Genomic DNA, 14632 nt, shown 5'->3' with positions numbered 1-14632 from the left:
ATTCGGCCCGCCGTGTTACGGGCCGATGACCAGGTCCGCGCCGACCGGTCCCGCCCGCGGTGAGGTCGGACCCGCTAGGGTCGGTAACCATGTGCACCCGTGTGATTTGGCCGGACGCCGACGGCGCGGTCCTGGTCGGCCGGAATATGGATTATCACCGCGACCTGGGCACCAACCTGTGGACCCAGCCCCGCGGCATCACCCGCGACGACGGCGTCGAGGGCACCCTGACCTGGACCTCCAGCTACGGCAGCGTGGTGGTCACCGCATTCGACATCGTCACGGTCGACGGCATCAACGAGGCCGGGCTGTCCGGGCATCTGCTGTGGCTGGCCGAATCCGACTACGGGACCCTCGACCCGTCCCGGCCGGCGTTGAGCCAGGCCATCTGGCTGCAGTACTTCCTGGACACCTGCGCCACCGTGGCCGAGGCCGTCGACTGGATGACCCGGACTCGGGTGCAGGTCGCCACCATGGTCGACCCGGGATCCGGTGAGACCCCCGAACTGCACCTGGCCCTCGACGACGCGACCGGGGACTCGGCGATCATCGAGTACATCGACGGCCGGCTGTGCATTCACCACGATCGCAGCTACCGGGTGATGACCAACTCCCCGCCGTTCGACCAGCAGCTGCAGTTGCTCACCCGGTACCAGCCCTGGGGCGGGCCGGGCCTGCTGCCCGGGACGACCGAAGCCGCGGACCGGTTCGCCCGGGCGTCCTACTACGTCGACCGGTTACCCCGGCCCGGCAGCCAGGTCGAGGCGATCGCCGCGATGTTCAGCGTCATCCGCAACGCCGCGCAGCCGTTCCGCATCCCCGACCCCGGCAAACCGGACGCCTCGCAGACCATCTGGCAGACCGTGGCGGACCTGACCCGCGGGCGATTCGTCTACGAGTCAACGACCCGGCCCAACGTGGTGTGGGTGGACCTGGACAAGGTGAACCTGGCGGCGGGAGCACCGCAGCTCAAGCTCGACCTGATCGGCAAGCTGGCGCTGGAAGGCGGGATCGCCGGCAATGTCAGCACGCAGTTCACCGACTGCGGTCCGCTGAATTTCCTGACCATCCCGATCATGCGAGAACTGCTCGCGGCGGCCGAGCAGACCAAGAAACCGTAGCGGCCGGGCACCCGCAGCAAAAAGCGACCGCACACCGTTGCGGTGTGCGGTCGCGGAAGTAGGGATGGGTGGTTAGCGGGCGGGGTGGTGCCGGTGGAACAACCGGAACGGCACCCAGCGGAGGTCGAGCAGCATGGTCATCACCTCTCAATCTGGCTAACTCATCGAGCCTGTTTGGCTCTGGTGATTACTAAGTTAGACCCGATTTTTAAGGCGTCGGGTATTGAAATGTAATTAATCACTAAGACTCTGCGCCGCCCCGCGGCCGCCATTGTTGTGCCACGTCACAGCGATATCTCCGGTGCGGCCAGCCACACCGTCGTATCCGGCGGCAGCCGTGTTTCGGTGGCCGTCGAATGCGAGGCCAACAGCACCGTCGCATTCTTCGGCAGCGCCACCTCCCGGCCGGTGGTGTTGACCCAGCAGCAGAGCTCACCGCGGCGAAACGCCAGCACCCCGGGCGGGCAGTCCAGCCACCGCACCGGCCCCGCGCCCCGCCAGTGCGTGCGCCGCAGCCGCAGCGCGGCGCGGTACAGCTGAAGGACCGACGCCGGGTCGTCGTGCTGGGCGGCGACCGCGCGGCTGCCCCAGTGCGGCGGCTGCGGCAGCCAGGTGGTCACCGGCGCCGGCGAGAACCCGTAGGGCGCCGCGGCCCCGGACCACGGCAGCGGAATGCGGCAGCCGTCCCGGCCGACGTCGGTGAACCCGGACTGCGCGAACGTCGGGTCCCGGCGCAGCTCGTCGGGCAGCTGCTCGATCTCCTCCAGCCCGAGTTCCTCGCCCTGATAGATGTAGGCGGTGCCGGGCAGCGCCAGTTGCAGCAGGGCGCCGGCCCGGGCCCGGCGCCGGCCCAGGTCGTGGTCGGCGGGCTCCCGCGTCCAGCGTTTGCGCTCCCAGTCGGTGCCGACGAGGTGGTCGGGCTGCGAGCGGGCGTACCGGGTGACGGTGCGGGTGACGTCGTGGTTGGACAGCACCCAGGTCGGTGGGGCACCGACGGTCGCCGCGGCGGCCATCGCGTCGTCGGCCACCTCCCGCAGGCTCGCCGCCCGCCAGGGCGCCCGCAGGAAGTCGAACTGGAACGCGGTGTGCAGTTCGTCGGGGCGCAGGTAGCGGGCCAGCCGTCCGCTGTCGGCCACCCAGGCCTCGGCGATGAACACCCGTTCCGGGTCGTACTCCCGGGCCACCGCGCGCCAGCCCCGGTAGATCTCGTGCACCCCGTCCTGGTCCCAGGCCGGGTGCGCCGCCCCGTCGAGCATGCCGAGCCCGGTGTCGCGGTCGGGCAGCCCGGGCGCCTTGACCAGGCCGTGCGCCACGTCGATGCGGAAGCCGTCGACGCCCCGGTCGAACCAGAACCGCAGCACGTCCTCGAACTCTCGGCGCACCTGCGGGTGATCCCAGTTCAGGTCGGGTTGGGCGGGGGCGAACAGGTGCAGGTACCAGCTGCCGTCGGCGATCCGGCTCCAGGCGGGCCCGCCGAACACGCTCTGCCAGTCGTTCGGCGGCAGCTGGCCGCGGTCTCCGCGGCCGGCCCGGAAGTGGTAGCGGTCCCGGGCGCCGGGCTCCCCGGCCAGCGCGGCGGCGAACCAGCGGTGCGCCGCCGAGGTGTGGTTGGGCACGATGTCCAGGATCACCCGCAGGCCGGCGGCGTGCGCCTCGGCGAGGAAATCCTGGGCCTGCTGCAGGGTTCCGTAGTCGGGTTCGATGCCGCAGTAGTCGGCGACGTCGTAGCCGGCGTCGGCCTGCGGTGAGGGATACCACGGGTTGATCCACAGCGCGTCGACACCGAGTTCGGTCAGGTAGCCCAGCCGGTCCCGCAGCCCGGCGATGTCGCCGATGCCGTCGCCGCTGCCGTCGGCGAAACTACGGATGTAGACCTGGTAGACCACCGCAGACTGCCACCAGCGCATCGCCGCCGCCCGTCACCGCACCCGGCGCAACGCATCCGGGGTCAGCGCCGCCAGGCTCGGATAGCCGTCGACGGCCATGATCAGGTCGGCCTCGGCCAGCAGGGACCGCAGCACGTGCACCACCCCGGCGGTGCCGGCCAGCGCCAGCCCGTAGGCGTACGGCCGGCCGATGCCGACCGCGGTGGCGCCCAGCGCCAGCGCCTTGATCACATCGGCGCCGGTCCGCACGCCCGAGTCGAAGAGCACCGGAATCTCGCCGGCAGCCTCGGCCACCGCGGGCAGGCAGTCCAGGGCGGGCAGGCCGCCGTTGGCCTGCCGGCCGCCGTGGTTGCTGCAGTAGATGCCGTCGACGCCGTAATCGATTGCGCGGCGGGCGTCGTCGGGATGGCAGATGCCCTTGACGATCAATGGCAGCGCGGTGAGCTCACGCAGCCAGACCAGGTCGTCCCAGGTCAGCGAGCGACCGAAGATGCTCGCCCAGTACGGCACCGCGTCGCGGGCGGCGGCGCCCTCGGCGAAGCCGGCCTTCTCCCGGAACACCGGGTCGCTGGTGTAGTTGGCCAGGCAGTGCCCGCGCAGCTGCGGGAAGTTCGCGGTGGCCAGGTCGCGGGGCCGCCAACCGGGGATCCAGGTGTCCAGGGTGATCACGATCCCGGCGTAGCCGGCCGCCTCGGCGCGGCGCACCAGGCTTTCGGCGATGTCCCGGTCGGTCGGGCAGTACAGCTGGAAAAAGCCGGGGGTGTCGCCGAATTCGGTGACGACGTGCTCCAGGGTGTCCTCGGCGAGGGTGGACACGCACATCGGCACACCGGTCTTGTCGGCGGCCCGCGCGGTCTCCAGATCACCGTGTCCGTCCGGCGCGCACAGCCCGGTCACCCCGATCGGCGCCAGGAAAATCGGTGCGGCCCAGCGCTTTCCGAACAGTTCGACGGACAGGTCGCGTTCGGTGGCGCCGACCAGCATCCGGGGGATCAGTCCCCAGCCGTCGAACGCGGTGACGTTGGTGTCCTGGGTCCGTTCGTCGCCGGCGCCGCCGGCGACGTAGGACCACAGCGACGGCGACAGCGCGTGCCGGGCCCGCTCGGCCAATTCCGGGTAGGTCATCGGCAGGGTGGGCAGCACCCCGGTCAGGCCTTGGAAATAGATCTCGTACTGGTAGGCACCGAAATTAGACACCGTCATCCTCACGCGCCTTTCCGCCGCTGGGGTCCTGCCAGGCCAACCCTACGTCGGCCGGGCTAGCCGAGGTCGGCGACGACGTCGGCGACCCGGCGCAGCTGATCGAGATCGGCGCTGGTCGGGATCAGGTGGATCTCGTCGGTTCCGATGGCGGCGAACTCCCGCAGCACCGCGGCCAGCGCGTCCTCGTCGCCGGCCCAGCCGGTCTTCGGCGCGACGGCCTCGACGAATTCGGCGGGGATCCAGTTCATGTAGCGCAGCAGGTGTCGGCGGACCTGGTCGCGGGCGGCCTCGGCCGGCCCGAGCGCGAACCAGAACGAGGTCGCCAGGTGCGGCGCGGGTTTGCCGGCCTGCGCCCAGGCCTGCCGGGCCACGTCGAACAGCTCACCCTGCTTGGCGACGTCGAGATCCATCGTGGTGCCGGCCAGCCCGTCGGCCCAGGCCGCCGCCCGGCGCACCGTCTTGGCGCCGATGGTGCCGACCAGCAGCGGTGGCCCGCCGGCGCGGGCCGGCGGCGGGCCGACCGGCAGCACCGATTCGGTGACCTTCTCCCCCGCCCAGACCCGGCGCATGATCGCCACCCGTTCGGCCATCCCCGCGATGGACTGGGTCATGGTGTCCGCGCCCACCGCGCGGTAGTCCTCGTGGCGGCCACCGATGCCGAACCCGACGGTCAGCCGCCCGCCGCTGAGCATGTCCCCGGTGGCCAGGGCCTTCGCGCACAGCACCGGATCGTGCAGCTGCGGGACGATCACCGTGGTCACCAGCTGCACCCGGTCGGTCCAGGCGGCCAGCGCGCCGAGCAGGGTGAGGCTGTCGGGGTTGTCGAAGGCGATCCGCTCGCCCCAACACAGCGAGGAGAACGGGCCGTCGTCGATGGCCCGGGCCCAGCTCCGCAGCGTCGCGGCGTCCAGGTCGGGTTCCATCACCGGCATCGTCATCCCGATCCGCATGCACCCGATTCTGGCACCCCTACCGGGCGGGGTCCTTGCCCACCGGCACCGCGGCGGTCGGCACCGGGCCGAACAGCTGCCCGCGCAGGCTGCCGCCCGCGGTGCGGATCGCCACCAGCAGCCAGGTGGTCAGCAGCGCGGTGTAGAGCACCACCGCGGCGACCCGGAAGGCCGGCAGCCCGGTGTGGATGGCCAGCTGGGTGGTGCCGGTGACGAAGGTGCCGACCGGAAACGTCAGGCTCCACCAGGTCAGCGCGAACGGCATGCCGCGGCGCAGGGTGCGGATGGTCAGCGACAGCGCCAGCGCAATCCAGAGCATCCCGAAGCCCCACACCGGGACGCCGAACAGCACCCCGAACACCACCATCCCGGCGGCCAGCTCGGGCGCCACCACCCCGGCGGCGTGGCTGCCGAGCAGCCCGGCCACGGTGATGGACTGTCCCAGCGGGCCCAGCACGATCCACAGCGTCGGGATCCGCGCGCTGCCGGAGGTGCCGTACAGCACCAGCCGGCTCCAGATCATCGTGATGATGATCAGCGACGCCACCAGCGACAGGCCGAACATCGCGTAGCAGCCGTAGAGCATGGTCTGCTGCCCGGCGCCGGGCGCCATGTGCGGGATCAGCAGGGCGCCGCCGGCCGCCGAGACCATCGGCGGGACGACGGGCATCAGCCAGCCGCCGAACGCCGAATCCGGGGTGACGTTGTACTGGGTGAACATCAGATACGGGATGCTGACCGCGGTGAACAGCCCGCCGATGGTGCCCGCGCTCCACAGCGCCCAGGCCAGGTCGATCGCCACCCGCTGGCCGAGCAGGTCGGGGCCCAGCAGCACCGCGCCGGCGCCGATGGTGTTCAGCGCCATCGGCGCGGCGCCGTAGTAGTGCGCCATCTGCGGGTTGCGGGCGTGGCTGCGCGCCACCGTCGGGTGCCGCAGCCAGTGCCCGCCGACCACCACGATCAGCACCGCCAGCAGCAGCGCCGCGATCACCCAGACCACGTCGGTGAAACCCTGCAGGCCGGGCAGCCGGACCGGCAGGATGGCGCCGGCGGTCGCCACGATGCCGGTGCCCATCACCGCGGCGAACCAGTTGGGCCCGATCCGGCCGAGCACCTCCGCGCCGGCCCGCGGCTCGGCCGCTGCTGTTTTGCGAACCATGGGATCTGGACGCTACTCCGGGCTGCTGGCGGCCGGGCGCCGGCGGTGCTTGACTGGACGGGTATGGGGATCACCTTCAATCACACCATCGTCGCGGCGCGGGACAAGGCCGCGTCGGCGACCTTTCTCACCGAATTGTTCGGGTTGCCCGAGCCGGTGCCGGTCGGCCGCTTCATGGCGGTGCCGGTCGCGCACGGCGCCACCCTGGACTACGCCGACGTGCCCGACGGCGAGGACATCCATCCGCAGCATTACGCGTTTCTGGTCGACGAGGACGACTTCGACGCCATCTACCGGCGGATCGTCGCCGCCGGGCTGGCGCACTGGGCCGACCCGGCCGGCACCCGGCTGGGCGAGATCAACCACAACCATGGCGGTCGCGGCGTCTACTTCCGCGATCCGGTCGGGCACTACCTGGAGATCCTCACCCGGCCCTACGGCGGCTAGGGCGCCCGGCGGTGTCCGCGGCTGGCCTCCTGATCGCGGTAGTCGTCGGCCAGCCCCGCGACGTGGCCGGGCAGCTTTCCCGCCGCGACGTCGGCCAGGCTGGTCTGCTCCAGCACCGCGCGCATGCTGGCCCGCAGCGCCCGCCAGACGTCGGTCAGCGCCGCGGTCGGCCCGGCGTAGGGCAGGTCGCCCAGGCCCATGTCCCGCACGCTGGCCAGCGGGCCGTCGACGCAGCGCAGTACGTCGGCGACGCTGATCTCGGCGGCCGGCCGGGCCAGCGTGTAGCCGCCGTCGCGGCCCCGGTGACTGCGCACCAGCAGGTCGGCCCGCAGCGCCGCGAGGATGTCGACCAGGAACTGCGCCGGGATGCCCTGGGCGTTGGCCAGCTCCTCGGTCTTGCGCAGCGCGCCCGGTTCGGCGGCGGCCAGCTCGACCATGGCGCGCACCGCGTACTCCGCCTTGGCCGACATCCTCATCTAGCTGCTCACGGCCGCGAGCACCGCGGCGGCGTACTCGGGCCGGCAGACGATCAGGTCCGGCAGCCGCGGATCGGTCCGGTTGTAGCGCAGCGGCGAGCCGTCGATCCGGGAGGTGTGCAGGCCGGCGGCGCGGGCCACCGCGACCGGGGCGGCCGAATCCCACTCGTACTGGCCACCGGCGTGCACGTACACATCGGCGTGGCCCTGCACGACGGCGGCGACCTTGGCACCGGCCGAACCCATTTCCACCAGCACGCCGTCGAGGGCGTCGCGGACGGCCAGCGCGACCGCGGGCGGGCGGGTCCGCGACACCACCACCCGGGCCGGGCCGTCGCCGGCGGCCGGCGCCGGGACGTCGGGGGTGGCCAGCGTGATGCCCTGGGCGGGCAGCGCGACGGCCCCGGCGATCAGCTCACCGGCCTGCCACAGCGCGACGTGCACGGCCCAGTCGTCGCGGCCGAGTTCGGCGAACTCCCGGGTGCCGTCCAGCGGGTCGACGATCCAGACCCGCTGCGCGCCAATCCGTTTCGAGTTGGCCAGCTCGGCCTCGGTGGCCTCCTCGGAGAGCACCGCGTCGTCCGGGCGAGCGGCGGCCAGCTCGGCCATCAGGAACTCGTGCGAGCGGCGATCCCCGGCGGCCTTGCGCTCGGCGGCCTCGGCGTCGGCGAACTCCTCGCGCACCCCGAGCAGCAACTGCCCGGCCCGGGTCGCCAGGTCGGCGGCCAGCAGGTGGTCAGCCATCGGCGCGCTCGAGCATCTCGACCACCAGCCGGGCCTGCTCGTCGAGACCGACCTCCGGGGTCAGCCGCAGGCTCGGGTCCTTGGGCCGCTGATAGGGGCTGTCGATGCCGGTGAAGTGAGTGATCTCCCCGGCCCGGGCCTTGGCGTACAGGCCCTTGGGGTCGCGGCGCTCGCAGTCGGCCAGCGGGGTGTCGACGAACACCTCGAAGAACTCGATGCCGGCCGCGTCGTGCACCTTGCGGGCCAGCTCGCGGTGTTCGGCCAGCGGGCTGATCGCCGGGACCATCACGGTCAGTCCGGCGTCGGCCATCAGGGTCGCGATGTGGGCCAGTCGGCGCAGGTTCTCCGCCCGGTCGTCCATGGTGAACCCGAGGTCGGCGTTCAGCCCGTGCCGCAGGTTGTCGCCGTCGAGAATGTAGGCGGGGCAACCCTTTTCGATCAGCTTCTGCTCCACCAGCACCGAGATCGAGGACTTGCCCGAGCCGGACAGCCCGGTGAGCCAGACGGTGCGGCCCTTGCTGAGCCGTTCCCGGGCGGTGATCAGCGACTCGTGCCGGACGGTGTTCGGGCTGGCCTCGCGGTCGGCGACCGGGGTGGTGTCGCGGACCATGCCGGCGGCCACGGTGCCGTTGGTGACCGGGTCGATCAGGATGAACGAGCCGGTCACCGGGTTGCGGGAGTACTCGTCGAGCAGCAGCGGGCTCTGCGCGCGCAGCGTCACCCGGCCCAGCTCGTTGAGCTTGAGCGCGGTCGCGGCCTTGTCCCGGTGCAGCGTGTTGACGTCCAGCCGGTAGTCGAGCGCGGCGACCCGCACCCGCGCGGTGCGGGTGGTGTGCTTGATCAGGTAGTCCCGGCCCGGTTCCAGGGTGGCGTCGTCGGACATCCAGCACACCGTGGCGTCGAACTCGGTGCTGGCAACCGGCTGGTTCTTCGGCCGGGCCAGCATGTCGCCGCGAGAGATGTCGACGTCGTCGGCCAGGCTGACCGACACCGCCATCGGCGGGAAGGCCTCGGCCACCGGGCCGGTCGGGCCGTCAATCGCGGTGATGGTGCTGGTCTTGCCGCTGGGCAGCACCACGATGTCGTCGCCGGGGCGCAGCACGCCGGAGGCCACCGTGCCCGCGTAGCTGCGGTGATCGGCGTGCTCGTGGGTCTGCGGCCGGATCACGTACTGCACCGGGAAGCGCACGTCGATCAGGTTGCGGTCGCCGGTGATGTAGACGTCCTCCAGGTGGCTCAGCAGGGCCGGGCCGTCGTACCAGGGCGTCTTGTCGGACTTGCTGACCACGTTGTCCCCCATCAGCGCCGACAGCGGGATGGTGGTGACGTCCTGGATGTCCAGCCGGGCGGCGAAGGTGTGGAACTCGTCGCGGATGAAGTTGAACCGCTCCTCATCCCAGCCGATCAGGTCCATCTTGTTGACCGCGAGCACGATGTGGCGGACCCCGAGCAGCGAGGCCAGGAAGGCGTGCCTGCGGGACTGTTCCATCAGGCCGTGCCGGGCGTCGACGAGCACGATCGCCAGCTGCGCGGTGGAGGTGCCGGTCACCATGTTGCGGGTGTACTGAATGTGCCCGGGGGTGTCGGCGATGATGAATTTGCGCTTGGCGGTGGCGAAGTAGCGGTAGGCCACGTCGATGGTGATGCCCTGCTCCCGCTCGGCCCGCAGGCCGTCGGTGACCAGCGCCAGATCGGTGTAGTCGTTGCCGCGTTCCTTGGAGGTGCGCTCGACGGCGGCGAGCTGGTCCTCCATCACCGCCTTCGAGTCGTACAGCAGCCGGCCGATCAGGGTGGACTTGCCGTCGTCGACCGAGCCGGCGGTGGCGATCCGCAGCAGCGTGGTGGGTTCGGTCATCAGAAGTAGCCCTCCCGCTTGCGGTCTTCCATGCCGGCCTCGGAGATCCGGTCGTCGGCGCGGGTGGCACCGCGCTCGGTCAGCCGGGACACCGCGGTCTCGGCGATCACCTCGTCCACGGTGGCCGCGGTGGATTCCACGCAGCCGGTGCAGGTGACGTCGCCGACGGTGCGGAACCGCACCGAGGTCTCGAAGACCCGCTCGCCCTCGCGCGGCTGCAGGAAGCGGTGCACGGCCAGCAGCATCCCGTCGCGCTCGAACACCGGCCGGGTGTGGGCGTAGTAGATCGACGGCAGCTCGATGTTCTCGGCGCCGATGTAGGCCCAGATGTCGTATTCGGTCCAGTTCGACAGCGGGAACGCCCGGATGTGCTCGCCCTTGCGGTGCCGGCCGTTGTAGAGATTCCACAGTTCGGGGCGCTGCGCCTTGGGGTCCCACTGGCCGAACTCGTCGCGGAAGCTGAACACCCGCTCCTTGGCGCGGGCCTTCTCCTCGTCGCGCCGCGCCCCGCCGAACGCGGCGTCGAAGGCGTTCTCGGCGATGCCGCGCAGCAGCGTGACGGTCTGCAGCGGGTTGCGCGACGGGCCCTTGTCGACCACCCGGCCCGCGTCGATGTCGTCCTGCACGCTGGCCACCACCAGCCGGATGCCGTGCCGGGCCACCAGCGCGTCGCGGGTGTTGATCACCTCGTCGAAGTTGTGCCCGGTGTCCACGTGCATCACCGGGAACGGCACCCGGCCCGGCGCGAACGCCTTGATCGCCAGATGCAGCATGACGATGGAGTCCTTGCCGCCGGAGAACAGCAGCACCGGCCGCTCGAACTCGGCGGCCACCTCCCGGATGATGTGGATGGCCTCGGCCTCCAGCGAGCGCAGATGGCTGAGCTCGTAGTGGCCGGTCGCCGGTTGCGCGACGGCTGGAGCGTTCATTCGATCGTCAATCCTCGGTAAAGTTGGGTAGATTTACCCGAATAACCTGATAGCAGTAATCTACGGACTCGCCGATGGCGTCGTCAACCCGCCGGCGGCGATCTCATACCCTGTCCGGGTGCCGCGCAGTGGGATCCCTCGTCGATGACGCGGTTTCTGCTGCGCCGACTCGTCAACTACCTGCTGCTGCTGGTGCTGGCCTCGTTCCTGACCTTCTGCCTGACCTCGCTGACCTTCTCCCCGCTGGACTCGCTGCTGCAGCGCAACCCGCGCCCGCCGCAGTCGGTGATCGACGCCAAGGCCGCCGAGCTGGACCTGGACAAGCCGATCCCGCTGCGCTACGCGCACTGGGCGGCCGGGGTGGCCAAGGGTGATTTCGGCAGCACGGTCGCCGGCCAGCCGGTCTCGGAGGAACTGGGCCGCCGGATCGGGGTGAGCCTGCGGCTGCTGGTGATCGGCACCGTGCTCGGCGCGGTCACCGGCGTGGTGCTCGGCGCCTGGAGCGCGGTGCGCCAGTACCGGCTGTCGGACCGGGTGATCACCCTGGTGTCCCTGCTGATCCTGTCGGTGCCGACGTTCGTGCTGGCCAACCTGCTGATCCTGGGGGCACTGCGGGTCAACTCGGTGCTCGGGGTGCAACTGTTCGAGTACATCGGCGAGACCTCCCCCGGGCTGACCGGCGGCTGGTGGCACGGGTTCGTCGACCGGCTGCAGCACCTGGTGCTGCCGTCGCTGACCCTGGCGCTGGCCGCGGCGGCCGGCTACAGCCGCTATCAGCGCAACGCCATGCTCGACGTACTCGGCCAGGACTTCATCCGCACCGCCCGGGCCAAGGGCCTGACCCGGCGCCAGGCCCTGTTCCGGCACGGCCTGCGCACCGCGCTGATCCCGATGGCCACGCTGTTCGCCTACGGCGTCAGCGGGCTGGTCACCGGGGCGGTGTTCGTCGAGAAGATCTTCGGCTGGCACGGCATGGGCGAATGGGTGGTGCAGGGGGTGGCCACCCAGGACACCAACATCATCGCCGCCATCACGGTGTTCTCCGGCGCGGCCATCCTGTGCGCCGGGCTGCTCTCGGACGTGCTGTACGCGGCGCTTGATCCCCGGGTTCGGGTCCGATGACCGCCGCGACGCCGAGCACCGGCACCATCACCTCGCGGCGCGCCCTGGTGGCGCGGCGATTCCTGCGCAACCGCCCGGCGGTGGCGTCCCTGGTGCTGCTGGTCGTCATGTTCATCGCCTGCTACGCGCTGCCGCCGCTGTTGCCATGGAGCTACACCGACCTGGACTACTACAGCCTGCAGCAGCCGCCCAGCGCGCAGCACTGGTTCGGTACCAACGCACTGGGCCAGGACCTGTTCGCGCTGACCCTGCGCGGCATGCAGAAGTCGATGCTGATCGGGCTGTGCGTGGCGGTGATCTCCGCGGTCATCGCCGCCACGGTGGGCGCCATCTCCGGCTACTTCGGTGGCTGGCGGGACCGCACCCTGATGTGGATCGTCGACCTGTTGCTGGTGGTGCCGAGCTTCATCCTGATCGCCATCGTCACCCCGCGGATCCACGGCGGTTCCACCGTGCTGGCGCTGATCCTGCTGCTCTCGGCGTTCAGCTGGATGATCAGCTCCCGGATGGTCCGCGGCCTGACGATGAGCCTGCGGGAACGCGAATTCGTCACCGCCGCGCGCTATCTCGGGGTGCCGAACCGGCAGATCATCCTCCGGCACATCCTGCCGAACGTCGCCTCGATCCTGATCATCGACACCGCACTGAACGTCGGGCTGGCCATCCTGGCCGAAACCGGCCTGAGCTTCCTGGGCTTCGGCATCCGGCCGCCGGACATCTCGCTGGGCACCCTGATCGCCGACGGCACCCGCTCGGCCACCACCTTCAGCTGGGTGTTCCTGTTCCCGGCCGGGGTGCTGGTGGCGATCGTACTGTCGGCCAACCTGATCGGCGACGGGCTGCGCGACGCGGTGGACCCGTCCTCGCACAGCCTGCGGCGCCGGAGGTCCCGGCGATGAGCGAGCTGCTGCGGGTCAGCGGGCTGCGGGTCAGCTTCCCCACCGACGGCGCGCCGGTGCACGCGGTGCGCCGACTGGACCTGCGGGTCGATCCGGGCGAGGTGGTCGCCGTCGTCGGCGAATCCGGGTCCGGCAAGTCCGCGACCGCGATGGGCATCATCGGGCTGCTGCCCGAGCACGCCGAGGTCGCCGGGTCGGTCCGGCTGCGCGGCGAGGAACTGCTCGGCCGCGGTGACGCGGCGATGTCGGCGATCCGCGGCAGCCGCATCGGCATGGTGTTCCAGGACCCGATGTCGGCGCTGACCCCGGTGTACCCGATCGGCGACCAGATCGCCGAGGCCATCCTGGTGCACCAACGCCGGCCGGCGCCCGGGGCGCGCCGGTCCGCCCGCCGGGCTGCCCAGCGCCGCGCGGTGGAACTGCTGGAGCTGGTCGGCATCGTCGAGCCCGCCCGGCGCGCCCGGGCATTCCCGCACGAACTGTCCGGCGGGGAGCGCCAGCGGGTGGTGATCGCGATGGCCATCGCCAACGACCCGGACCTGCTGATCTGCGATGAGCCCACCACCGCCCTGGACGTCACCGTGCAGGCGCAGATCCTCGACGTGCTGCGCACCGCCCGCGATGTCACCGGCGCCGGGGTGCTGATCATCACCCATGACCTCGGGGTGGTCGCCGAGTTCGCCGACCGCGCGGTGGTGATGTACGCCGGGCGCGCGGTGGAGACCGCGCCGGTGGCGACGCTGCACGCCGACCGCCAGATGCCCTACACCGCCGGGCTGCTCGGCTCGGCGCCGCGACTCGACGCCCCGCAGGGCACCCGGCTGGTGCCGATTCCCGGTGCCCCGCCGGACCTTTCCGCACCGGTCCAGGGCTGCCCGTTCGCCCCGCGCTGCCCGCTGGTGATCGACGAGTGCCGCACCGCCGAGCCGGCGCTGATCGAGGTCGCCCCCGGGCACACCGCGGCCTGCATCCGCACCGACCGGGTGCTCGGCCGCAGCGCCGCCGACATCTACCGGGTGGCCACCGCCCCGGTCGAGGCGAGCCCGCCGGGCGGCGAACCGGTCGTCACCGTCGCGGATCTGGTGAAGACCTATCCGTTGACCAAGGGCGCGGTGCTGCGCCGCACGGTCGGCGAGGTGCGCGCGGTCGACGGGGTGAGCTTCCAGCTGCGCCGGGGCCGCACCCTGGGCATCGTCGGTGAGTCCGGGTCCGGCAAATCCACCACGCTGCACCAGATCCTGGACCTGCGGGCGCCGCAGTCCGGGTCGATCACCGTGCTCGGCACCGATGTGGCCCGGCTCGGCAACTCCGAGCGACGGGCGCTGCGCCGCGACCTGCAGGTGGTGTTCCAGGATCCGGTGGCCGCGCTGGATCCCCGGCTGCCGGTCGCCGAGGTGCTCGCCGAGCCGCTGCGGGCGCACGGCGTCGACCGGTCGGACACCGCCGCCCGGGTCACCGAGCTGCTGGAGTTGGTGGGGCTGGCCGCCGGCGACGCGGGCCGCTACCCGGCGGAGTTCTCCGGCGGCCAGAAGCAGCGCATCGGCATCGCCCGCGCGTTGGCGCTGCAGCCGCAGATCCTCGCGCTCGACGAGCCGGTGTCGGCGCTGGACGTGTCCATCCAGGCCGGCATCCTCAACCTGCTGCTGGACCTGCAGAACCGCCTCGGGCTGTCGTATCTCTTTGTCTCCCATGATCTTTCGGTGGTCAAGCAGATGGCCCACGACGTGGTGGTGATGTACCGCGGCAGGATCGTCGAGCAGGGCCCCGCCGAGCGGGTGTACGCCGATCCGCAACACGAGTACACCCGGGCCCTGCTGGCCGCGGTGCCCGGCGCAGGCTGA

13 protein-coding genes are annotated in these 14632 nt (G+C 71.4%); 5 read left to right on the top strand and 8 right to left on the bottom strand.

Annotated elements, in window-relative coordinates; genetic code table 11:
* Positions 1-89 precede the first annotated feature (89 nt).
* Entirely contained in the window at positions 90-1121 is a 1032-nt protein-coding gene (locus tag G6N10_RS19670) for a bile salt hydrolase (RefSeq protein ID WP_085098037.1), read from the top strand.
* A 284-nt stretch (positions 1122-1405) separates the two neighbouring features.
* Here G6N10_RS19670 and G6N10_RS19665 read toward each other — a convergent pair whose 3' ends face one another.
* The 4 genes from G6N10_RS19665 to G6N10_RS19650 are packed head-to-tail and all read right to left on the bottom strand — an operon-like array spanning position 1406 to position 6319.
* Positions 1406-3028 (bottom strand): glycoside hydrolase family 13 protein, encoded by a 1623-nt coding sequence (locus G6N10_RS19665; protein ID WP_085098034.1) that lies wholly within the window; start codon positions 3026-3028, stop codon positions 1406-1408.
* 12 nt (positions 3029-3040) lie between these two features.
* The gene (locus tag G6N10_RS19660; protein WP_085098031.1) at positions 3041-4210 is read right to left on the bottom strand and encodes an alpha-hydroxy-acid oxidizing protein; all 1170 of its coding nucleotides are present in this window, start codon (positions 4208-4210) and stop codon (positions 3041-3043) included.
* Between the two features lie 56 nt (positions 4211-4266).
* A complete protein-coding gene (locus G6N10_RS19655) occupies positions 4267-5160 on the bottom strand; it encodes an LLM class flavin-dependent oxidoreductase (RefSeq protein WP_234810608.1) in 894 nt (297 codons plus the stop codon).
* 19 nt (positions 5161-5179) lie between these two features.
* Complete coding sequence (locus tag G6N10_RS19650; RefSeq protein ID WP_085098028.1) at positions 5180-6319, bottom strand: TDT family transporter; 1140 nt, start codon at positions 6317-6319, stop codon at positions 5180-5182.
* Positions 6320-6382: 63 nt separating this feature from the next.
* Between G6N10_RS19650 and G6N10_RS19645 the strand changes: the two genes are divergently transcribed.
* The gene (locus tag G6N10_RS19645) at positions 6383-6766 is read left to right on the top strand and encodes a VOC family protein (protein WP_085098025.1); all 384 of its coding nucleotides are present in this window, start codon (positions 6383-6385) and stop codon (positions 6764-6766) included.
* On the opposite strand, the gene G6N10_RS19640 is transcribed toward G6N10_RS19645, so the two are convergent.
* The 4 genes from G6N10_RS19640 to cysD are packed head-to-tail and all read right to left on the bottom strand — an operon-like array spanning position 6763 to position 10770.
* Complete coding sequence (locus G6N10_RS19640; protein ID WP_085098022.1) at positions 6763-7242, bottom strand: Rrf2 family transcriptional regulator; 480 nt, start codon at positions 7240-7242, stop codon at positions 6763-6765. The two genes, G6N10_RS19645 and G6N10_RS19640, sit on opposite strands and share 4 nt — an antisense overlap.
* Positions 7243-7986 carry a 3'(2'),5'-bisphosphate nucleotidase CysQ gene (locus tag G6N10_RS19635; RefSeq protein WP_085098019.1) on the bottom strand — a complete coding sequence of 248 codons (744 nt, stop codon included), beginning with the start codon at positions 7984-7986 and terminating at the stop codon, positions 7243-7245.
* A complete protein-coding gene (gene cysC / locus G6N10_RS19630; protein WP_085098016.1) occupies positions 7979-9841 on the bottom strand; it encodes a sulfate adenylyltransferase subunit CysN in 1863 nt (620 codons plus the stop codon). The genes G6N10_RS19635 and cysC overlap by 8 nt, the downstream gene beginning before the upstream one ends.
* The gene (cysD, locus tag G6N10_RS19625) at positions 9841-10770 is read right to left on the bottom strand and encodes a sulfate adenylyltransferase subunit CysD (RefSeq protein WP_085098012.1); all 930 of its coding nucleotides are present in this window, start codon (positions 10768-10770) and stop codon (positions 9841-9843) included. The genes cysC and cysD overlap by 1 nt, the downstream gene beginning before the upstream one ends.
* A gap of 144 nt (positions 10771-10914) precedes the next feature.
* Here cysD and G6N10_RS19620 point away from each other — a divergent pair, with 144 nt between their 5' ends.
* The 3 genes from G6N10_RS19620 to G6N10_RS19610 are packed head-to-tail and all read left to right on the top strand — an operon-like array spanning position 10915 to position 14632.
* Positions 10915-11892, top strand: coding sequence for an oligopeptide ABC transporter permease OppB (locus G6N10_RS19620; protein WP_085098010.1), 978 nt, complete (start codon positions 10915-10917; stop codon positions 11890-11892).
* Positions 11889-12791, top strand: coding sequence for an oligopeptide ABC transporter permease OppC (locus G6N10_RS19615; RefSeq protein ID WP_085098007.1), 903 nt, complete (start codon positions 11889-11891; stop codon positions 12789-12791). The genes G6N10_RS19620 and G6N10_RS19615 overlap by 4 nt, the downstream gene beginning before the upstream one ends.
* A complete protein-coding gene (locus G6N10_RS19610) occupies positions 12788-14632 on the top strand; it encodes an oligopeptide ABC transporter ATP-binding protein OppD (RefSeq protein ID WP_085098004.1) in 1845 nt (614 codons plus the stop codon). The genes G6N10_RS19615 and G6N10_RS19610 overlap by 4 nt, the downstream gene beginning before the upstream one ends.

Source organism: Mycolicibacterium fallax (assembly GCF_010726955.1).
Lineage (GTDB): Bacteria > Actinomycetota > Actinomycetes > Mycobacteriales > Mycobacteriaceae > Mycobacterium > Mycobacterium fallax.
This window is presented reverse-complemented; position numbering and strand designations above follow the sequence as displayed.